Source organism: Endozoicomonas atrinae, assembly GCF_001647025.1.
Classification (GTDB): domain Bacteria; phylum Pseudomonadota; class Gammaproteobacteria; order Pseudomonadales; family Endozoicomonadaceae; genus Endozoicomonas; species Endozoicomonas atrinae.
In genome coordinates, this window is record NZ_LUKQ02000010.1 from 1 (window position 1) to 21,239 (window position 21,239).

At 46.4% G+C, this 21,239-nt stretch carries 20 protein-coding genes and 2 rRNA genes; 12 read left to right on the forward strand and 10 right to left on the reverse strand.

All coding sequences use genetic code 11. The annotated features are described in order from the left end of the window. The 3 genes from AK963_RS02630 to AK963_RS02640 all read left to right on the forward strand — a co-directional run. Nucleotides 1-108 (forward strand): 23S ribosomal RNA (locus AK963_RS02630); the annotation flags it as partial. Between the two features lie 178 nt (nucleotides 109-286). Further along, nucleotides 287-402, forward strand: a 5S ribosomal RNA gene (gene rrf / locus AK963_RS02635). A 368-nt stretch (nucleotides 403-770) separates the two neighbouring features. Then, a complete protein-coding gene (locus tag AK963_RS02640; RefSeq protein WP_066013919.1) occupies nucleotides 771-1,310 on the forward strand; it encodes a chorismate mutase in 540 nt (179 codons plus the stop codon). Here the strand turns inward: AK963_RS02640 and AK963_RS02645 are convergent. Continuing rightward, nucleotides 1,307-1,708, reverse strand: coding sequence for a PPC domain-containing DNA-binding protein (locus AK963_RS02645; RefSeq protein ID WP_139117210.1), 402 nt, complete (start codon nucleotides 1,706-1,708; stop codon nucleotides 1,307-1,309). The two genes, AK963_RS02640 and AK963_RS02645, sit on opposite strands and share 4 nt — an antisense overlap. Nucleotides 1,709-1,928: 220 nt before the next feature. On the opposite strand from AK963_RS02645, the gene AK963_RS02650 reads away from it, so the two are divergent. Continuing rightward, nucleotides 1,929-2,315 (forward strand): hypothetical protein, encoded by a 387-nt coding sequence (locus AK963_RS02650; RefSeq protein ID WP_139117211.1) that lies wholly within the window; start codon nucleotides 1,929-1,931, stop codon nucleotides 2,313-2,315. 46 nt (nucleotides 2,316-2,361) lie between these two features. Here the strand turns inward: AK963_RS02650 and AK963_RS02655 are convergent, their stop codons facing one another. After that, the gene (locus AK963_RS02655; protein ID WP_066013922.1) at nucleotides 2,362-3,021 is read right to left on the reverse strand and encodes a 7-cyano-7-deazaguanine/7-aminomethyl-7-deazaguanine transporter; all 660 of its coding nucleotides are present in this window, start codon (nucleotides 3,019-3,021) and stop codon (nucleotides 2,362-2,364) included. A 280-nt stretch (nucleotides 3,022-3,301) separates the two neighbouring features. Here AK963_RS02655 and AK963_RS02660 point away from each other — a divergent pair, with 280 nt between their 5' ends. Continuing rightward, a complete protein-coding gene (locus AK963_RS02660; RefSeq protein ID WP_066013924.1) occupies nucleotides 3,302-5,689 on the forward strand; it encodes a penicillin acylase family protein in 2,388 nt (795 codons plus the stop codon). Here the strand turns inward: AK963_RS02660 and AK963_RS02665 are convergent. The 4 genes from AK963_RS02665 to AK963_RS02680 form a co-directional block, all read right to left on the reverse strand. Next, a complete protein-coding gene (locus AK963_RS02665; RefSeq protein WP_066013926.1) occupies nucleotides 5,686-6,939 on the reverse strand; it encodes an MFS transporter in 1,254 nt (417 codons plus the stop codon). The genes AK963_RS02660 and AK963_RS02665 overlap by 4 nt on opposite strands. Before the next feature lie 136 nt (nucleotides 6,940-7,075). Beyond that, on the reverse strand, nucleotides 7,076-8,233 hold the full coding sequence (locus tag AK963_RS02670; RefSeq protein ID WP_066013928.1) for a M20 family metallopeptidase: 1,158 nt from the start codon (nucleotides 8,231-8,233) through the stop codon (nucleotides 7,076-7,078). A 91-nt stretch (nucleotides 8,234-8,324) separates the two neighbouring features. Beyond that, on the reverse strand, nucleotides 8,325-9,560 hold the full coding sequence (ispG, locus tag AK963_RS02675) for a flavodoxin-dependent (E)-4-hydroxy-3-methylbut-2-enyl-diphosphate synthase (RefSeq protein WP_066013930.1): 1,236 nt from the start codon (nucleotides 9,558-9,560) through the stop codon (nucleotides 8,325-8,327). A gap of 89 nt (nucleotides 9,561-9,649) precedes the next feature. Continuing rightward, nucleotides 9,650-11,575, reverse strand: a complete 1,926-nt coding sequence (locus tag AK963_RS02680) for a transglycosylase SLT domain-containing protein (RefSeq protein WP_066013931.1) — start codon at nucleotides 11,573-11,575, stop codon at nucleotides 9,650-9,652. A gap of 480 nt (nucleotides 11,576-12,055) precedes the next feature. Between AK963_RS02680 and AK963_RS02685 the strand changes: the two genes are divergently transcribed. Then, nucleotides 12,056-12,238 (forward strand): type II toxin-antitoxin system RelB/DinJ family antitoxin, encoded by a 183-nt coding sequence (locus AK963_RS02685; protein ID WP_066013933.1) that lies wholly within the window; start codon nucleotides 12,056-12,058, stop codon nucleotides 12,236-12,238. Between the two features lie 3 nt (nucleotides 12,239-12,241). On the opposite strand, the gene AK963_RS02690 is transcribed toward AK963_RS02685, so the two are convergent. Beyond that, nucleotides 12,242-12,949 carry a hypothetical protein gene (locus AK963_RS02690; protein ID WP_066013935.1) on the reverse strand — a complete coding sequence of 236 codons (708 nt, stop codon included), beginning with the start codon at nucleotides 12,947-12,949 and terminating at the stop codon, nucleotides 12,242-12,244. Between the two features lie 100 nt (nucleotides 12,950-13,049). Here AK963_RS02690 and AK963_RS02695 point away from each other — a divergent pair, with 100 nt between their 5' ends. From AK963_RS02695 to AK963_RS02715, 5 genes are all read left to right on the forward strand, one after another. Then, nucleotides 13,050-13,364 (forward strand): Rieske (2Fe-2S) protein, encoded by a 315-nt coding sequence (locus AK963_RS02695; RefSeq protein WP_066013936.1) that lies wholly within the window; start codon nucleotides 13,050-13,052, stop codon nucleotides 13,362-13,364. Nucleotides 13,365-13,457: 93 nt separating this feature from the next. Next, complete coding sequence (locus AK963_RS02700; RefSeq protein WP_066013937.1) at nucleotides 13,458-14,027, forward strand: hypothetical protein; 570 nt, start codon at nucleotides 13,458-13,460, stop codon at nucleotides 14,025-14,027. Nucleotides 14,028-14,257: 230 nt separating this feature from the next. Beyond that, nucleotides 14,258-15,193, forward strand: coding sequence for an SIS domain-containing protein (locus AK963_RS02705; RefSeq protein WP_066013938.1), 936 nt, complete (start codon nucleotides 14,258-14,260; stop codon nucleotides 15,191-15,193). A gap of 410 nt (nucleotides 15,194-15,603) precedes the next feature. Beyond that, on the forward strand, nucleotides 15,604-16,056 hold the full coding sequence (locus tag AK963_RS02710) for an Lrp/AsnC family transcriptional regulator (RefSeq protein WP_066013939.1): 453 nt from the start codon (nucleotides 15,604-15,606) through the stop codon (nucleotides 16,054-16,056). Between the two features lie 79 nt (nucleotides 16,057-16,135). Then, nucleotides 16,136-16,687 carry a BPSL1445 family SYLF domain-containing lipoprotein gene (locus AK963_RS02715; protein WP_066013962.1) on the forward strand — a complete coding sequence of 184 codons (552 nt, stop codon included), beginning with the start codon at nucleotides 16,136-16,138 and terminating at the stop codon, nucleotides 16,685-16,687. A gap of 69 nt (nucleotides 16,688-16,756) precedes the next feature. Here AK963_RS02715 and AK963_RS02720 read toward each other — a convergent pair whose 3' ends face one another. From AK963_RS02720 to AK963_RS02730, 3 genes are all read right to left on the reverse strand, one after another. Next, nucleotides 16,757-17,149 carry a hypothetical protein gene (locus AK963_RS02720; protein WP_066013940.1) on the reverse strand — a complete coding sequence of 131 codons (393 nt, stop codon included), beginning with the start codon at nucleotides 17,147-17,149 and terminating at the stop codon, nucleotides 16,757-16,759. A 317-nt stretch (nucleotides 17,150-17,466) separates the two neighbouring features. After that, nucleotides 17,467-17,904: a hypothetical protein gene (locus tag AK963_RS02725; RefSeq protein ID WP_139117212.1), complete on the reverse strand. Its 438-nt coding sequence runs from the start codon at nucleotides 17,902-17,904 to the stop codon at nucleotides 17,467-17,469. A 242-nt stretch (nucleotides 17,905-18,146) separates the two neighbouring features. Further along, the gene (locus tag AK963_RS02730; RefSeq protein ID WP_066013944.1) at nucleotides 18,147-18,887 is read right to left on the reverse strand and encodes an outer membrane protein OmpK; all 741 of its coding nucleotides are present in this window, start codon (nucleotides 18,885-18,887) and stop codon (nucleotides 18,147-18,149) included. Between the two features lie 339 nt (nucleotides 18,888-19,226). On the opposite strand from AK963_RS02730, the gene AK963_RS02735 reads away from it, so the two are divergent. Beyond that, on the forward strand, nucleotides 19,227-21,236 hold the full coding sequence (locus AK963_RS02735; RefSeq protein ID WP_139117213.1) for a hypothetical protein: 2,010 nt from the start codon (nucleotides 19,227-19,229) through the stop codon (nucleotides 21,234-21,236). Nucleotides 21,237-21,239: the final 3 nt, after the last annotated feature.

Here is a 21,239-nt window from a genome sequence, read left to right on the forward strand (position 1 = left end):
TAGATACCCCTGAAGAGCCGTTAAAGACTATGACGTTGATAGGTTGGGTGTGTAAGCGCTGTGAGGCGTTGAGCTAACCAATACTAATGACTCGTGCGGCTTGACCATATAACGCCAAAGCGATTTAGCGTGTAGAAATACACAGCCATACGCAAATAGAGTGTTTAGCAAGAAAACAGCTTAAAGAGCACTGACAACGTTCCAGACGTTGTTCAGCACTTCCTCCATCCATGGAGGTCGGATTCCAGAACTGAGAGCCTGAAGGCTTTGAGTTCAACCAGTTAAGCCTGGCGACCATAGAAGGTTAGAACCACCTGATCCCATCCCGAACTCAGTAGTGAAATGACCGATCGCCGATGGTAGTGTGGGGCTTCCCCATGTGAGAGTAGGTCATCGCCAGGCACCAATTAGAGAACCCCGATAGAGCAATCTGTCGGGGTTTTTGCTGTGGGTGGTAAAAAATAAATCCACTTCAGACAGGTTAGCTAAATACACTTTCAGCAGGTGCCTTTCTGCTTGGCTCTCTTGGCTCTTCCTCTAATCAGAAAATCCATTCACTGTTCCTGTAGCTGCTAAACTCTTTCAACTTGTAATTACCGGTACTGAACTATTTCTATTTTTTGGCATTTTCAAGACAGGCTTAGCTTTACTTCAGTGCTGGTGATTCTGGCAGATACTCTAATAGTTGTTGGACAAAATATAATCAGGGTGTCACGGCGGAATCAATGGAATGAAACTGGTTCTAAGCTCAGAGAATTATTGAGGAAACCATGAAGCTTGTTGTAACTGGATTGCTCTGTTTGACACTCTCTACCTTGACGGTTGCAGATACAATGTCGAATGGAATCTTTGAGTTAATCAACCAGCGGCTTACTTATATGCAGGATGTGGCCTTATTTAAGGCCAGGAATCATAGTGCTGTTGAAGATCTGATCAGAGAGCAACAGGTGCTTGAGAAGGCATTGGTTGATGCTCAGCAGGTAGGTTTACAACCAGATTCCATCGCTGATTTCTTTCAGGCTCAGATGGATGCGGCCAAGGCTATTCAGTACCGATATATGGCGGAGTGGTTGTCTGCCAGTCCTGAAAATAAAAAGTACCGTGACCTGGCATCTGAGGTCAGACCCAAGCTTTTGGAGCTCGGTGATCAGATCGTGATACAAATCAGTGAATACCTTAAGGATGGGGGGACATTTGATAATAAAATGCAGAAAGACTTTGTCAGGACGGTTAATACAACCCACTTGTCCGAAAACGATAAAAAGAAAATGTTTGAAAGCCTTCAGATGATACGTCTGATCAAAAACTAGCACTTATCAATGACCATTTCGGTGTAGCCTGTGGATGAATCAAAAGTCCTTGAGAAGTTCAGCTGTGGATAACTGTGAATAATCACCTCTGCGGTGCTATCAACGATATTTCCTTCTAACAGGTGTCCACCCATAACATGCCCTTTTCTATCAGCCACAGCAATGTGGATATGCTGATGACTTGGTGTCAGCGTTCCCATGATAGAGACGATTTCAAAAGAGCCCTCAGTAACTAACGTCGTTTCAGCACCTGCAAGGCGCAGATTTATTTTGGACAGACAGCCAACACAGGAAACCAGTGAGCCTGCGGAAACTCGGTGCTTATTAACGAGTTCCTGTACTGCTATTTTCAGGTCGGTGCCTTGGGTCAGGCGGGTTGCTAATACTGAGATAATCATTGATTTATTAGACTCAGCTAATCAGCCTATCCTGCCATACGATTTATGGAGGGGGCTGAGAAAATGGAAATTACAATTTAAGACAATTGTGTCATTGTTTTGGGATACTTTGGAGTGAACGGATTGTTATATTGCTCCAAATGCTAGTCCACTAAAGTAGTACATAAGTCAGTATATCCAGAATTAAGAATAACAGACTGTACAGTCAGGGATGGATGAAATGGTAATACAGAAATGCTTTGCGTTGATTACATTAGCTACTTTACTGGGTGGCTGCGCCAGTTTCGGTGGTAGCTCTGCAGAAGAGTCTGCAACGTTCACTACCCGTATTACTGAAGATGGTACAAAGTTATTCGACTATATCGTTTATCCCTCGCCGAAGCTCACCAACGCATATCAATTGGAGGAAAAGGGCTGGAAGGCACCGTGGAATCACATTAATCATCTGATTTATACCATGCTCGATAATAAGGTTGCGATGACGGGCTATTGCCGGGATGGCTTTATCGAGCTGAGCAGCAACTTCTCTGAGGAATTATACCAGGTCAGAGGAGAGTGTTATGAGGCAGCGACCGCCGAAGACCGAACATACTTTACGGCCAGCTGATAAAGAAAAGCCCCGTTTAACGGGGCTTTTCTTTATGCGCAGGTCTTCATGCCGTTTGTTGAGAATTCATTTGAATGGGCACATTCAACTTGTTCACCAGGAAATTCAGCAATACACCATACATAGGGAGGAAGAACAGCATGCTGATGGCTAGCTTGTAGCCATAATCCACTAGGGCAATTTCCATCCAGTGTGCCGCCATGAACGGGTCTGATGAACCCGCAAAGGCAAGGCTAAAGAAGCTCAGGGTATCAATCAGGTTACCGACAATGGTCGAACAGGCTGGTGCTACCCACCACATTGCATTTTGACGCAAGCGGTTGAAAACGGTGATATCCATGATCTGGCCAATCAGGTATGCAGCAAAGCTGGCAACGGCAATTCTGGCCACAAAGACATTAAAGCTGGCAAGGCTCTCTAATCCTTGAAAAGTTCCATCTACGAACAGTACTGACACGAGATAGGAGATCAGTAGTGCCGGGAACATGGCAGAGAAGATAATTTTCCGGGCCTGCTCAGATCCATAGACCCTTACGGTTAGGTCTGTGGCCAGGAAAATAAACGGAAAAGTGAATGCTCCCCAAGTGGTATGCATACCAAAGAACTGGAAAGGTATTTGTACCAGGTAGTTACTGGCAGTAATGGTAACGATATGAAATATCGATAATAAAAACAGAATGTTCAGGCCGCGATTGCTGGTTTGCATGGCAAGTCCTTTTTAGCTGAGGTGAGGGAACTCAGGCGTAACATTTAGTGATTCATACGTTAGCGCCATTCAAAATGGGCAGTATTCTATCGGGATTTTCAGCTTTGGACAAAGTGATAATTTTTGAAAGAGTATGATGCTATTTTGATGAAGACTGAAAATTAGAGCACCAGAATATGACCAGAGTATTTTCAGTACTGGTTTTACGATGCAATGGGCAGCTTTGTAAAACTGTGTTATTTTCACTGCCTCATATAATAAGAATAATGGAGTAGCATCAATGCTGATCTGGTTAAGGAGAGGTTTTTTTCTCCTTGTATCAATATCTCTGCTTATCATTCTTACCGCTTTTGTTCTTCTTCGTCAGAGTCTTCCCGTCCTGGAAGGTGAAGTGAAGGCTCCTTCATTGAGTGCTTCGGTTACCATTGAACGGGATGCCCAGGGAATTCCCTTGATATCCGGCAGTGACCGTAAGGATGTGGCCTTTGCTACCGGATATCTTCATGCCCAGGAGCGATTTTTTCAGATGGATTTGAATCGTCGCAACTCGGCGGGTGAACTGTCTGAACTGGTGGGTGAACTGGCGCTTGATCATGATAAGCGTCAGAGAAAACATCGTTTCCGTCAGGTAGCTCAGCAGGCGGTTAAGATTATGACCGCTGAGCATCAGGCTCTTCTGAATGCCTATACGGATGGTGTGAACCAAGGGCTGGAAGATCTTGGGCAGAAGCCTTTTGAATACCTGCTCCTTGGAGTAGAGCCCCTGCCGTGGAGAAATGAGGATTCCTATCTGTCGATCTTCAGCATGTATATGGATCTGAATGATGATGAAGTCAAACTGGATAACCTGAAAGGTTTCCTCAGCCGGGTGACGGTGCCTGCTGTTATCGATTTTCTTTCCCCATTGAAAACACGCTGGGATTCACCAATGCAGCCAGGGGAGTTACCTGATGTGCCAACCCCTGGGTCAGAGCTGGTGGATCTACGCAGCAAAGATACTGGGCTCTATGCCAATCTGGGTGGAACAACTCTGGAAGACAGCCTTATTGGAAGTAACAACTGGGCGGTATCTGGGGAGTTAACGGAGCATGGTGGGGCTATTATTCAAGATGATATGCATTTGAGCCATCGGGTGCCCACAATCTGGTATCGAGCGTCTTTGAGTTATCCACACCCAGACAAGCCACAGGAAAAAGTCAGTATTACCGGAGTTACATTACCGGGAACCCCATTCATTGTAGTTGGCAGTAATACACATATTGCCTGGGGTTTTACAAATACCGCTGGTGACTGGGTGGATCTGGTGGAACTGGATATAAATGATGACCAGTACATGACCAATGATGGCCTGAGACCTCTTGAGCGCTGGACTGAAACCATCAATATCAAAGGTCAGGAACCGGTCAGCGTTGAGTATTCAGGAACTCACTGGGGGCCCGTTGTTGATTCGGCCTACGATGATACCCAATATGCCCTGCGTTGGACTGCGCACCGGCCGGAGGCGACCAACGTTAATCTGGTGTACCTGGAAGTTGCCCGCAATGTAGAACAGGGAATGGCCATTGCCAACCGTAGTGGAATTCCACCGCAGAACTTTACGACAGGTGATCGGGAAGGAAATATTGGCTGGACCGTTGCCGGGCAGATTCCAAACCGCTCAGGTATCGATTCCACTTATCCACTGCCTTGGCAGCAGGCTGATGATAACTGGGATGGCTGGCTTCCTGATGTACATTATCCCCGGGTTCATAACCCTGTGGATAAAAGAGTCTGGACCGCCAATGCCCGTATCGTAAGTGGGGATGACTACAAAAAGATGGGAAATGGAGGCTATGCACTCGGACCTCGTCAGATTCAGATCCGCGATGCGTTAATGACGCTTGAACGTGCTGATGAACAGGCTATGTTAGAAATTGCTTTGGATCACCGCGCTATTTATATGGATAACTGGCGTCGTTTGATTCTGAATACACTCACTGAAGAGGTGATAGACGGCAGCCTTTCGCGTCAGCAGTTTCATCATTATGTGAAAAACTGGTCTGGAAAGGCTGCGACTGATGACGTGGGTTATCGTCTGGTTCGTGAGTATAAAGATGCTCTTAAGCTAAAGATCATGTCTTCACTGGGACGCTACTTTCTTTCCCTTTCTCCTGAAGCCAGAGACGATGTTGAAGATGGCTTTATGCAGAAGCTGAATCATGAAAGCGAAATGATATGGCGTCTTCTGGAAGAGCGCCCAATGAACTGGCTGAGTCCTCAGTACGAACATTGGGATGAGTTGCTGGTCGAAACCGTGGATCAGGTAGTGAGTGAACTGGGAGGAGTAGATCAGCTGGCCACTGCCACCTGGGGACAAAGAAATACGGCTGACATTCGTCACCCATTGAGTGGTGCCATTCCTGTTTTTGGCAACTTGCTGGATATGCCCGCCGTACCTCTCTCAGGCGATATCTGGATGCCCAAGGCTCAGCGTTCAGATCAAGGCGTGTCTGAACGGATGGTGGTTTCTCCCGGGCGTGAAGATGAAGCAATCTTTCATATGCCGGGTGGTCAGAGTGGTCATCCTCTCTCTCCTTTCTTTACGGCAGGTTATATGGACTGGGTGGAAGGGAAAGCCAGTCCGTTCTTGCCGGGAGATGCAAAGTATACCCTCACACTGATGCCCTAAATCTCTGTAAGTTTGTCCTGGTAACGATCTTTCCAATGAAGTGAAAGACCCATCAGGACAAAGCTGACCATGGCCGGCCAAAGCCCTGGTGATAATAGCCAGCCGTGGTTGCATAGCCACTCCAGCAACATGGGAGTGGCTCCTCCGAAAATACAGAATGCCAGATTATGGCAGAATGCCACCCCGCTATAGCGTGCTCCGGTAGGAAACAGCTCTACCATAGAGGCTTCATAGACCCCATTAATCATGCCCTGTGCTATCAGTAAAGGAAGCATGGCCATCACTGGGTTGAGAATACCGTGCAGTAAAAAGAAGATCGAAGCAGGCACTGTGGCAATGATCATGATGGAGCCGTACCGGATCAGGGGCAGTCTGCCAATACGGTCTGACAAGACAGCAAAAATAAAACTCAGAGAGGCCAGTATGGTGAAGAACACAAAACTTCCCATAAACCGGGATGGTGGTTGATGAATGTACTCCTGTTGAAATCTGGGCATGAAAAAAAGGACAGATATTGTGACTGCTGGTGCTGCGGCAAGGCTAACTCCCCTTAGCAGTTGGCTTCTATAGTTTTTTAACAGGGATATAACAGGAATGGTTTCACGTCTGGAATGGTCAGAAGATTCGAAAACCGGCGTTTCCGCCAGAGAATGCCTAAGCCAGAGGCTGATCAACCCAATGACTGACCCTAAGGCAAAAGGGATGCGCCATGCCCATGCGTTCACCGCCTGTTCCCCAAACCAGGTATGAATGAACCAGACTGCACCACTGGCCAGTATATTCCCGAAAGTCAGGCCACTGACAATCAGCCCGGTTACCAGTCCTCTTTTGTTTTCCCTTGAATACTCCGATGCATAGACAACGGAACCAGGTACTTCTCCACCAAGAGAGGCTCCCTGAAGAAGCCGGAAGAAAAGCAGCAGTAACGGAGCTATGTAGCCAATGGTGTCGTGCCCGGGAATCAGAGCAATACCCAGGGTACTCAATGACATCAGAATCATTGAGTTCATGTAATAAGGTTTGCGTCCATGCTTATCACCTCCGTGGCTGTAGATAAGCCCACCGATAAATCGGGCGAGATAACCGGCAAAAAATACCATTAACACCGGCATGATATTTCCCATGCCGGATGCAACCGGGAAAAAGTTCAGTGAAATGGCATTTGCCAGAAAAATCAGCAGGGTAAAGTCATAAAACTCGAGGGTCGCACTGAGAGTGGTCACCACTCTCAGGCGAAGTGTTAAATTCATAGGACAACCTGTGTTTTTCTTATTTCATGAAGCTGGATGTGCATTGGCTGGGAAAACAAAAGCCCTGCCAGCTTTGAAATTAGATGGGTTGTCTACTTTGTCAATTTGGCTTTGGGAAAATGGTGTATCGATTCGGTTATCCAGAGCAGAATCGGATAACCGTTTGATACCACGTCTGGTAAACGGCAGGAATGTCGGCTGGCAGCATCCACTCATTGTCTGCATGAACATTCCCTGACTCAACACCAAAGGAGTTAATCACGGGAGCCTGATCAGCCAGAACACAGCCCACGCTGGTGGGTCCACTGGCTACCAGAGGTAGCTGTTTGCCGGAAGCTTGCTCTGCTTCCTCCTGTACGATCTGAACCAGCCTGGAGTCAGGAGGGGTTATAAATCCTGGGTAATGCTGAACTTCTTCCAGCTCATAATGACCATCATGAATATTATCAATAATGGCTGCTATTTGGGTAAGAACTAGCGCTTTATCCATGGATGGAAGAAGGCGTACATCGATAAAGGCTGAGCATTGATCCGGCACTTTGTTGAGTGCGTCCCCACCGTTGATCAAAGTAGGCTGTAGCTGACTGCCAAATGGAAAGTAGGGTTCGGTATGGCTAGCCAGTGAGGTTTCACTCAATGCGGATAACACCTGTGCCATCCGATTAATGGCATTCACCCCTTTACGGCTGCGGGAGCCAGGATGTGCAGATTTCCCTTGAATATGTATCCAGAGCCGCAAGATGCCACGGGCTCCAATGGATATTTCGCCAGCGCCCTGATACCCGAGGATAATACCATCAGGTTTAGGCGCTTTTTGGATGATTTGCTGAATACCGGTAAATCGGCCTGACTGTTCATCAGCATCAAATGCGAGAACGAGCGTTCCCTTGAAGGCACTGTCCTGAGATATTTCTCTGGTGAGAATCGAAAACATCGCAATGGCCAGTCTGGCATCAGCGACGCCACGACCAATCATTCGACCATCAACTATTTCGGTTTTAAATGGTGACGCTGTTTGCCAGTTGGATGGATCACCTGCGGGTACCGTATCCAAGGGGCTTTCCAGCCAGAGTACCGGCCCATCCCCTTTTTTAACAACACACAGTATTGAGGGGTGTTGTTTGGGACCAATGATTTGTGCAGGAAGGCCATGAGTGGTGAGCCATTTGTGGGTAAATTCAGCAATTTCCTTTTCTGAATCAATATCCGTCTGGGCAGGTATGCTCACTAACTGCGAGGTCAGATTGGTGATTTCACGCACTAAATGATCATTACCAGGCTGGGAGCTATCCATCTTTCACCAATAATTTTTTATGGGTTGGAAAATTAAGCTAGACAGAAAATATTGATACTGAAGCCGCCACTGGCCGGCGGCTTCGTCTTAATCAATGGCTGGCGATCAGCTTTTCCCGAGGAGCATACGTTTTCTGAACATACTCTTCGATCAGCTTTTTATAGTCTTCGGCGATATTCTCGCCTTTTAATGTGGTGTACTTCTCGCCATCAACAAATACCGGGGCAGAAGGTGCTTCGCCTGTGCCGGGCAGACTGATACCAATATTGGCATGCTTGCTTTCTCCTGGACCGTTCACGATACAGCCCATCACGGCAACTTTCATATTTTCCACGCCTACATACTGGTGACGCCAGTTCACCATTTTACTGCGCAGGAAACCATCCACTTCATCAGTCAGAACCCGGAAGAACGTGCTGGTGGTTCGACCACAGCCAGGGCAGGCAGTGACTTCCGGAGCAAAACTGCGCACCTCCAGAGCCTGCAGGATCTGCTGGGATACAATCACTTCCTTGTCACGGGATGCACCGGGCTCCGGGGTCAGAGAGGTCCGGATAGTGTTACCGATGCCCTGCTGCAGAAGAATGCCCATGGCGACACTGGATGCCACGATGCCTTTGCTGCCCATACCTGCTTCGGTCAGGCCAAGGTGAAGGGCGTATTCACAGCGATCTGCGAGCATCTGGTAGACGCTGATCAGATCCTGTACCCGGGAAACCTTGCAGGAGATAACGATCTTGTTGGCTGCCAGACCTCGCTCTACAGCAGCATCTGCGCTGGTCAGAGAAGAAAGTACCAGCGCTTCATGGAGTATTTCCTGGGACGGTCTCGGATTTGCGGATCTTGCATTTTCATCCATCAGCTGGGTAGAGAGCTCTTTGTCAAGGCTACCCCAGTTAACGCCGATGCGAACCGGTTTATCGTATTTAATGGCAACATCAATCATTGCATTAAAACGGTCATCCTTTTTATTGCCGAAGCCAACATTGCCTGGATTAATCCGGTATTTATGCAGCAGTCTTGCTGTTTCATCATATTTCGTCAGCAACAGGTGGCCGTTGTAATGGAAGTCCCCAACAATAGGTACATTACAGTTGTGTTTGGCCAGACCTTCATAGATTGCAGGAATAGCGGCCGCTGCTTCCTCAGTATTCACCGTTACACGAACGATTTCAGAGCCTGCATCCGCTAGCAGGCGAATCTGATCAATGGTTCTCTGGACATCAGCAGTATCAGTGTCTGTCATTGACTGAACTACTACGGGAGCATCACCGCCAATGGTGACGTGTCCAACCTGAACAGCATGGGTTTTATGACGCCTGTCCATAAACGTTGTTCTCCAGATAATAAGAATTCGAACCAATCAGTTTATCAGAACCTGATGATTTGTCCTGAGCGATAAACCGAAGGATTCTATCATGGTTTTCCATGCTCTCTCTGGGCAATTACAGTGGATTCCTGAAGGTTAAGGCTAAGGGAGGCCATCTCCTGAGATGAGAGCATACGTGCAGGCTGGTTTTCCAGCAGGCTGTATATGACACGATAAGACATGACGTTCTGAACGTATTTACGGGTTTCGTCGTAGGGGATGGTCTCAATCCAGATATCCAGTGGCAGATGCCCTCTCTGCTTCAGCCAGCGCTTTACTGGTGTACTCCCGGCATTGTAAGCCGCAGTTGCCAGAATTCGACTGTCTTCAAACCGTTTTGACAACCAGGCCAGATGGGTAGTTCCAAGGGCTATATTGATTTCTGGTTTAAGGAGTTCTGATTTATTTCTGTACGGTATTCCTGCCTGCTTGGCAGCCTGTTTCGCAGTTGCCGGCATCAACTGCATTAACCCCATTGCGCCGGCGTTGGAGCGTGCCATCGGGTGGAAGGCACTTTCCTGACGGGCAATGGCCAGAACCCATGGATAATCCAGCTCACGCTTTTCAGCCTGCTCACTGAAAATCTCTGCATCTGGTGCCGGGAATCGCAGGCTAAGGTCATCCCAGAGCGTTGCGCGGGCTGCTGCCATAATAGCCTGATGATGCCATTCCCATTGATGGGCGAGATAGGGGATTAACTGCTTCTGTGTTTTATCCAGGCTTGGGGTTATCCGGTTAATCTCCATTTGGGCGTTATAAAAGCGTTTATGGTGAATCCACTCACGAATACGCTTAAAGCCCGGGTAATATTGCTTAAGCTTCTGCAGGTCCTGCTGGCGAATGGCTTTCTGCTGATGGTTAAGTTGAAATGGTTGCCCTTTCAGGTCTGCCACCAGAAATGCGTAAAAGTTCCGTTCCTGACCAAGCGCTCTGAGCGTTGGAGTTTTCAGCAGGGAGGATCTCTTTGGAAAGGGCATGCCTACTATGTTATAGCTTTCCTCCTGAAACTTGAGGAGGGCAACTTCGTTCCAATAGCGCCAGCGGCTGTCGTTTCTGATAGCCCCTGGGAGATGTTCTATCAGTATCAGTACTCTTTCCCAGTCCTGATTGGCCAGTGCAAGTCTGATTCGCCACTCAGTGACCTTGTGGTAATGGAAGTCAGGATCAATACTGGCAATGATTTCTTCGGCGTTTTCAACAAAATTCTTGGCAGCCTTCATCGCAATCTTCTGGTCGACAGCTGAACGCTGCTCCAAAGAAAAAGGATGGTTGTTACGCATTTTTAACCAGGTACTGACGGCAAGGTTCAGGTCTTTGGAAATCAGCTTTTTGATGCCATGAATCATAATGATACGCTGATGTTCAAGGTCACCATTAAAGCGGGCTGTGTGAAGCAGCTCGGGATGTTTGTGTACTTCCCAGAACAGCTCTGTTGATACCTTGAACGACGTATCTTTAATTGACTTATCCAGGTAACGAGCCAGAGACAGGTTATGTTGTTCTGCAGCCATCCAGAAGCGCGCAAGGATAAGGCTTTGGGTTAGTTCTCCTGCTGCTTTCCAGCTTTCAAATAAAGGGTCGCAGGCCTTGTGCTGTGACTTTCCCGTCAACCAGAGGCCTTTTGCCTCCTGCCAGGCTTGCTCTGTATATCCCAGTTTTTGCAGGGCTATGCCTTTCAGGCACTGATAGCGGCCATCATCATCCTGTTGATAGGCATCCAGATAGGCTCTCCAGCTATTTTTACTGGCCAGGTAGCGAAGCCATCGTTGCTGGAGCTGGTCGGTCTGCGGTAAATCAGGGTATGTGCTGGCAAATTGGTCAATGTCGCTCTGGCTTATACGATTGAGGTAGTCTGCGAGGCTGAGATACTCAAGATAGGGAGCCAAAGGGTAATCACTGAGTTCGGATCGATAATTCTCGTAAAGCTGATAATTGCCTGTCTTCAGTGCTTTTTCGACATGTTTAAAGAGCATTTGCTGACGTTCTAACACATTACTCAGGCTGTATTGCGGGAGCAGAAGTGATATGGCAAATGAAGTAAAGATTAAGCAATGAGATAATTTGTTCGACATAACAAAAGCTTCAATCTCTATGGTCCCTGTTAGTGACTGCGTAAAACGTCCTGTCTTACTCTTAGTTTGATAAAAGCCCAGCCAATTAGCAGTAGATTGCTAATCATATATTGTTGACACATTGTTCAGGTACTTACTATGACGTCACTGATGTAAGTTTTATGAACTGCTCATGGCAACTCTTTATACACTGTTATATTTTGCGAGCTTATAACAGTCAATCGGCAGATTGATACCAGGGTGTAGCTTTGGGAGTGTTAAAAAGTTGCTGACCTTAGGGCTACATGTAAAGTACGGTTTTCCTGCTAGATTTTATGTTTTTAGAACTTTTTCGTATTTAAAAAAATATTCCAATAACTAGATGAATGAGGTGCAGTAAATATGGCAAAAGAAACAACTGTGCGGGCACGAATTGATGAGTCATTAAAGCTAGAGGCTGAAGATATTCTGCGCCAACTTGGGCTAACCACTTCCCAGGCAATTAACCTCTATTTCAGTCAGATTGTGTTGCAGCGGGGTATGCCTTTTGATGTTCGTCTGCCAGAAGAGTCTGTAAAAAAATAATGCTTACCAGTAGAGCAGATAAGTATCACCATGGCTAAGTACGGCGTGTCCCTGAAGAGTAATACGCCGGTCGTCAAAATGGTAATCCCTGAGAGGGGCAATCTGGTGCAAAAGTTCTCCAGAGTGAATAACCATCTGACCAGTATGGTAGTCAATAAATGTACATTCGCTGTTAATCTCCGTGTTGCCCAGTAGAGTGGACCATAAGGGCATTGCCATAAGGTCTTCATGACCCTCAGGCCAGGTATTAAGGCCTGCCCCACTTCTTGGTAATTCCAGCGACAGAGTAAAGGACAGAGTGTTTGCTTCGAGGTCAATGCGCTGGTCTTCTGGCCATTGTAATGTCTTGTGCTGAAGGTCGATGTGCATGCTGGCAACCGGGTTGAGAAATTGCTTGTGGGCCAGAAAAATGTGGAAACCAGGTAGAGCCTGACTATCACTGAGTTGGCAATTTTTGCCAGTGGCTTGTTTCAAGCCATCAACCACCAGATCGTAAAGCCATGCAAACTGGTTTAGCAGGATCGGGTTTAGTCGGGCTGCTTTATCATAATATCGGCTATTACTCACTCTGGAACTGTCCAGATAGCTGGCAGCTCCCAGGGTAAAAAATGGGAGTTGGATATTGCGCTGTTCCCAGTGATCAGCGAGTTCATCGATCTGATCGATAGCTTTCGCAATTTGTTTGTCGGACAGGATGTCGATGGTTTGCATCGGGTATTCTGGTTAGGGGTGGTATTATCTTTTATCGACCTTTCACGTAAGTCTGTAAGTGGCTGGCCATGGGGTTAGCGACTTAATTTCAGGGGAAGTAATGATTCGTTTGTGTTCTATCGATGAACTTCAGGATCCCGGTAGTAAAGGTTTCCATAATGAGCGTGGACACGTTTTTGCGGTACGCAAAGGCGATCAGGTGTATGTCTACGAAAACAGTTGCCCACATTACGGTATCAACCTTGAGTGGCAGCCGGATCAGTTTCTGGATGCTGATAAGCGACTGATCCAGTGCGCTACCCACGGTGCTCAGTTTCTGATTGAGACAGGGGAGTGTATCGCGGGGCCTTGTCCGGGAGATATGTTGACAGCTCTGGAGTGCGAAGTCAGAGAGGGAGTTGTCTACCTGAAATAAGTATCGAATATAACGAAGCGGAACTTCTTATTTAGTCTTTTGTCCTATAAGTGTGAGTGGAAACCAAGAACGCTAACTAAGGAGGATAAAATTATGGATCCGATGTCGGCCAATCAACACAGTAATCCAACAACTAATCACGATGCAAGTGATGCTCGGTCCGTAGAAAGTCAAACATCTCGTTCCTATAACGGAAGGGATATATCAATCTCGTATAACGCACCTAATACCATATGGCCTGAAGGCGATTCTTTGACCTGGTTGTACCCCACGTTTGCCCGTAGGCTGTGCATGGCAGGATCAGCTGAAAAGGCGAAACAAACTCCCTACGAAGTTATGTCCGATTTAAGTTCAGCTGCAAATAAGCTTGAGGGTAAAGGGGCCTGCTGGACTACCAGGGACTATACGGAAAGGCTAAGTCAAATTGTAAATGATGAAAGCCCTGAAGTCCGTGAGGCCCTTCTGAAACAAAATGTTCTTTATGGCGATGTAACTAGGTCAGCAATGGATATTTGGGATGAATTATCCGACATGACCAGATACACCAACATGATGCTCAAATCTCCCGAGCCAGGTAAAACAGGATACGATTATTTTACTGAGCAATTAAATAGAATAACGGGACGGACTTCGCGATCCGTCGAACCCGCAGTTAGGAATTAATGAAATAACTTCCCTGTTTTCATGTCCGGACTCTGTTCGGACTGAGCTTGTGGAAGACCGGTGGCACCACCCTTCGACGGGCCCAGGGTGAATGGAAATGGGGAACTTATTAAAGGACAATTCCTTGGTTAGCTTGAATAGTATTAAACGTCCACGATCAATGCTCCTGATCAATTATCTATCAATACCTCTGTGTCAAACTGATGGGAAATGATTAGAAGAGATGGACTATGAATTTAGACCAAAATCAGCTGGTTTCTGATGTCATGCGCAACAGTGTTGCCGGACAGATCGAAGCACTAAAGTCACTGGAAGCCAGAATCAATGGTAGCTTCAGTGCGGCTCTTGAACTGTTGGCCGAGTGTCGTGGGCGCGCCATCATGTTTGGTATGAAACAGTCTGGTCTGGTGGGTCAGAAAATCGCTGCAACGCTCTATGCCACAGGCTTGTCAACGCACATACTGAATGCTGCTGAAACCTGGGAAGACAATCTGAGCATGATTGGTCCTGGGGACGTTATTATCATGCTGTCTTACAGTGGCAGGACTGAAGAGCTGCTACGCCTTTATCCTGCAATCCGGCAAATGGGCAATAAAGTGATTGCCATCACCGGTGACCCAGTGGGACCTGTTGCTGAGCAGGCAGATATAGTGCTGGACGCCAGTGTGGTTGAGAGCCGTGAAGACAGAGAGCAGGCTCCCACGACCTATACTACAGTCCTGTTGGCTATTGGCGATCTACTGGCTGAAACCCTGATTCGTAGACGCATGTTCAGTTCTCCCGAAGCGCAGCAAAGTGACCAGAAAATGGTGTGGGTACGGGACGTGGTTCGCCGTGGTGACCTTGCTGTTGTAACGCCCGACTGCAGTCTCAGACAGGTCATGCAGACCATGACCAGCCATCGAACCAACCTCTGTCTTGTCATGGAAGGAGATTTGCTGTGCGGCATCATTACCGATGGTGACCTGCGCCGTAATCTGGCGGGTGCTGAGAGTCTTCAGGGTATCAAGGCAAGAAATATTATGAATGGTACACCGATCTGTGTTCAGGAAAATATCAGTGCTGAAGAAGCTCGGCTTTTAATGAAAGAGCAGGGCATTCATACGCTGGTGGTGAAGGATCGTGACCAGAATGTGGTTGGTCTTCTGACCATTGACAGCGTTTAGGTAGTACAGTCCCCACCACGAATGGTATGGAGCGGTATCTCCAAACCTGGTTTTACTAGGGGGCGTTCTCAATTAGACATGTGACCAGCCACCCACGGTTTATGCCAGACAAGGCGCGAACTGCGCAATGTGGTTATTCCACATAAGCCGTGAGCAACGATGAATGGCGCAAACCGTGGGCGGCCCTTCGGGTTGATCACACAAGCACTCATGCCGTGTTGAACGACTTGAACATGGAACCACCATTACCAGCGCCGTTCGCCTTGCCTGAGAGCTTGTGTGATCAACTGGTCTCATGACTAATTGAGAGCGCCCCCTAGCGATTAAATCTGTTAAGCTCATAACCCTGTTCGTACCTGCCGTTCAGTTCGATCAGTGTCGTTCACTTGTTCAATGAAGAAGCTGGCTTAATGGATAAAATTGACCGAAACATACTACGGGAGTTGCAGGAGGATACGACTCCCTCGTTGGCTGAGCTGGCCGAGAAAGTCAGTTTGTCACCAACTCCCTGCTGGAAGCGCATTAAGCGTCTTGAGGCTGAAGGATATATCACCAGGCGTGTCGCTCTGGTAAATCCTGAAAAGGTTGGGTTAGGGGTTTCTGTTTTTGTTCATATTAAAACCCGTCACCACAACAGCGAGTGGCTGGCGTCTTTTGGAAAGGTAGTGGCCAGCTATCCGGAAATTGCTGAATGCTATCGGATGAGTGGTGAATATGATTATTTACTCAGAGTTGTTGTGAAAGATATTCAGTCATTTGATCGTTTCTATAAGGAACTGGTCAATACGGTAGAGGGGTTGACCGATGTCACCTCCAGCTTTGCCATGGAACAGATGAAGTACACGACAGCACTTCCTTTGTGAATATTTTGAGATGATTGATAATTCTTTGGAAGGGGCGTTTAATGCAGTGCACCTTTCATTTCAGAAAAAGAAATTCGTTATGAAGCTCAAGATAACATCCATACTGTCCATTTTTCTCGTTCTGGCAATTGCATTCCCCATGATGAGTGCACACGCTGCTTCAAAAGAAGAGTTGAATGCTGAAGTCAGGGCAACCCTGAAAAAGCTGTATCAGGAGAGACCTGCTGCAAAAGAGCTGGGTGCAAAGGCTAAAGGTATTCTGGTATTCCCTACGGTGGTCAAAGGTGGAATCGGAATTGGCGGTGAGTTTGGTGATGGCGCACTTCTGGTTAACAATCGTATCAGCGCCTACTACCGTACCATTTCCGCCTCCATAGGATTTCAGCTTGGGGCTCAGGCTCGATCTCAGGTCATTATGTTTATGACCGGCAGTGCTCTGAAGAACTTTCAGAGTAGTGATGGCTGGGAGGCAGGGGTGGATGGCAGCGTGGCTATTGCTGAGTTTGGCGTAGGGGGGACAATCACTACTGAAACTGCAAAAGCACCCATTATCGGCTTTATTCTGGATAATAAGGGGCTAATGTATAACCTGACCCTTGAAGGCTCTAAAATCAGTAGAATCAATAAATAATAGAGTCTTTGTATCACTCTTTGATATAGGGAGTAATGATACTCCCTATATTTGCACTCCGCACAGACGTCAGAATCTACAGGCGCTCACAGAGACGAGTTTACCAATCGATAAGATGGCATCGTCATAACTTAGATTTGAATCATAAGTCATGCTGTCCAGTAGAACCCGGTAATAGCCATTATCCTGCTTAAAGAGACGGCAGTGTGGACGCTTCAAGTCGCTGGCAACATTGACTCTCAGGTTATAGAAACCTTGACCGAAAAGCTCAACGAGGCTGATGTATTTGCTGTCTCCAGGCTTGAGCTGAATGGTATACGTGGAATAGGCCATTGTATCTTCATAGCTGGGCGGTAACTCATTATTGAAAGCTGGCGCAGAGGGTTCAACCGCCTTCACTGGCAGCACAATAATAAATAGAGCCAGGGCGAATAGCCTGAAAAGTAAGCGGGGGTGTTTCATGGGATCAGTCCTTGTAAATTATTCAAATATCAAAAGTTAAACGTATTTCACTAACATCAGACTGATAATTTGGATAATGGTTCCATTTTCGAAAGCTGAAGAGAATGAGTGCGAGACAAGAACTGTTTTTATAGAAAGCTTGATGAGATTGTTAACGCTATTAAGCCCTATCGCCAATATATTCTGAATAATCAGGAACTAGTATTCAGTTTGAAAAGTCTGAAATAGCAAAATAATCAATGGGTTATAGTGTTTAATGCCCTGATTCAATCAATAAGAGCCAGGGCAGGATTTTTTTGAAGTCGTGCTCATAGACATCAGAATGTACAGGAGTTAACCGATACGAGTTTGCCAATCAGTAAAATGGCATCATCATAACTGAGATTGGACTCATAAATGGTGTTGTCCAGTAATACCCGATAATTATCATCATAGTCATGCTGCCTTAACAGGCGGCAATGAGGTATTCGTTCAGCTGTATAGTTATGGAAAACCGGGTGCAGTCTGGTTGGCTTTGTTCTATTTCCCCTGGTATTGGTACCAGCAACTTTGATTCTTATTGACGTATAACCTTCACTGGAAAGACGAAAGAACTCACTCATGTTGATTTCTTTGTCATCACCCGGTTTTAGATGAATCGTATAGGTAGTTGCATCTTCATAGCTTGGAGGCATGTCCAGATACGGAGCAGCTGTAGAGAACTGTGCAATTGAAAACAGTGATATTGGAAGTATGGATTTCAGCAAACGTTTCATGGGTATCAGACCATTCATTAAATGTGATTGAATTAGCGGCCATAACCACAGCTGGAAACAGAATCCCGTGTGTTACTTTTTTAAACCTAACTTTTCAGTTGATATTTTATGCTGCAGCAGGAACGCCGTATGGAAAAGTAGACCATAAGGGGAGGATTTGTTTTTTATTTGTTGTTTCTGTTTAAAGGGGTTATCAGTTCACCAGGCTGGTGAACTGACAGAATAAACGTCTACATCGGTAATCAGAAGTTGTACTTCAGCGTGTAGACCAGACCATTCTGGTAGCTGTTAGAGCCCAGTTTGTCATCAGCATAACGGTACTGAATACCAGCGGTGATCTTCTCATTGGCATTCCACCACAGGGCTGCAGCGCCGTTGTTACCATCCTTCTTGCCATCATGGTACTGCTTATCGCGGTCAAACTCGTACTCGTGCCAGTTGCTGAACATGAAGTCCTGTCCTGCCAGCTTGAAGCCATAGCCCATTACCCAGCCTGCAACCAGACCATTGTAGCCGCTAAACCCTGTAGCATTGGTGTTGTTGATCGCCAGAAAAGGTTTCCAGAAGAAGTTGGCATTTTGGTAATTGAAGCCCAAACCAACCAGACGGTTTTGCTCATCAAAGCCGGCAGAACTAAGATCGTAGATGTGACCATAGATGTTAAAGCCGGTGTTACCGAGATAGTAACGCATGGTGCCTTTCATAGCTGTGCGGCGGCCGTTTCCATCAGATTCTTCGTTGTTCTTGTGTGGGTTTTCCAGATCGAAAAAGCCGTAAACTTCTCCCCAGTTGAATCCTGCACCACCTTCCAGTTCCAGGAACATGAAGTCCTTCTTTTTGGCACGACTTTCAGTGCCGCTAGACCAGTCAAGATAGTTAATGCTGACATTACCAAAACCGTACTGGTAATCAGCGCTGGCGGTGGTTGAGAAACCCGCAGCAATGATCGCTGCAGCAAGGGTAGATTTACGCAGGAAGCCCATAGAACATCTCTGTATATAGGATTGGCATGAAAAATGTTGACTGACTGTACATATAATATGCACGTTGGGCAATACGTACTAAAACGAGCCTGTCAGGAGCAGGAGAGGGCTAGTGCTGTTAATTGTTAGTACCACTTTCGGGCTTGTCAGAGCAGCTTTATGAGGGAAGAGCTATATTGAGGCACTTTTGTTAATCGGATTTAGCTGTGGACTCCGCACTTTCTGTAAATACCCTGATCAAGTTATCGATGGATGGGGGGAAAAAGCGACCCTCGGAAGCTTCAGGTCATTCATTCATTAGAGCTACAGCTGCCAGCGAGTATGTATCTGGTTATGTTAATGAGCCTCAGAAAAAGAACATTGACCAAACTGGGTAAGAGGAAGGTTGATACTGCTATAAGGAGCCTGTCTAAAAAGTTGGGTGCCATTCCTGTTATCCGGGTGGGGCTTACCGAAGCACCTGGCCAGGGAGACCATACAGCCGCATTCAGTATTATCGAAAGTCTTGCTCGCCTTGGCTTTAAAGGCAGAGTGGAGCTGGTTCTGAAATCTGATGATGATAATGAATGGGTACAGATGAAGGAAAAGCTCCAGCTATTCATTCCAGAATTTAACCTTGATAATGATGGAGTTCAGGCTCTGCATTATTCTGGCCTTGACTGTGAATGCATTCCTCTTAAACATTTGGAAGATCATTGCAGGATTAACCACAGACCTTTGGAGCAACCGCTTGGTTTCTGGGCCATGAGGGGTAATCGCTCATGGTTGCAGTCGAAGATTGCCATAGTTATCCCTCCCTTCAAGTGGACAAATACGATGCCAAGGATTGAACGGAAAGATGGGGAATATCAAAGCTTGGAACTTCCATCATTGGCAAACTATCAGATTCTTTACACACCCAAAAAGCCGGATATTTCTGAACTTATGAAGGGTGACTCAAGAGGAGCCCGTCTGGAAAAAGTGTTGAGAGATACTGAAGAAGGCAGAATTCATTTACTTCCAGTTTATGGTATTCATCATCGGATACTGGAGCCTGCACATGATGTGATTATTAGAAGACTGCTTTCAGGTGCCATTAAAAGCCATACTTCAGAATTCGAGAAAACGGTTGTTTTAATATTGAGTCCGCTGGAAAGTCTTGAACGGCTTCAGGCGTTACAAGCGTCCTTGAAGGTGCCATTTTATGACTTGAACAACACTGATTGGGTGAGTTCTCCTAATGAGCCTGTTGAGCTTCTATACTGTGGCCCGGTACCCAAACCATTATTTGAATGGATCAGCTGTGTTGATCGCCCACTGGTTCAGGAAGGAGCAAACAGTGCAGCGTTTATGAGTTTGCAGGGAAAGACTTATCTCCCTTTGAGGCCTGATGGTGACACTCCACTTCCTGAGGTGATTACTTCGCCACCTACCAAAAAGAAGTCTGCCGTACCAACGCATAACCCTGTTGTCATTGCGGAAAGAGTAAAAATTGAGCAGCTTGGCAGAAGTCTAACCCATGATTTGCAGGCATATAGCTACTACTCTGTAGCCAGGGACTTATGTAAAAAACTACAGAGGGTTTTATCTCCAATGGCGCTGAAGGATGTAGTGCTCAAATATACAGAAATGGTTGGAACGAATCATTTTGATGAAGCAGACTTTCGCCCACTCCTTGTAGATTCTATCACCTATAGCAGAGAGAGGTTGAGTGAAGAACAGCAAGAATGGCTGAAATGCCTTGTGCTAGCCAACAGTTTTTCCCCTGGTATCATTCCTTTAGAGCTTAAAAGTCAATTAATTGAGGGCGGCAAAGCATTACGAAAAAAGAGAGTGAGTTTAGAAAAACTCATTGCTTATCGCACTTCAGGTTTGAATATGCCATATCTTAGGCTGCAGCTTTCAGCTCTGTCTCTCAGACGTTTTGAAGTATTGAAAGGCGTTACCTTAGAGCACCCAGTCATTTTTACTGATACTGCACATAACATGGATGTTAATGAGCTGGCAGGTGATATTTGTGACAATTTTACACTATTGATTCCTGCGTTATTTCAGATCCTTAGGCAGGATTTTTCTGATGATGCTCTAATGGCTTCATTTTTTGAGGCTGGGGAAGGTAAACAAAGTTTACTGGATAAAATTATTGGGCATTTGTTTCATGAGAACATGGCTCATGATTCAGAGATAAGATCCCTTCTTGAACCGAAAGAAAGTGATATCGATGAGCTCGCATTATTTTTGAGAGGCGAGTTTGGAGGGGCTTACTCCAAGCAAGTTTTTGAGCTTATGATGGAACCCAAAAATAATGCAGTTTACTGCGGCTTAACCAGGTTAACCAGAAGAGACTGGAATCAAATACTACCCAGATAAGGG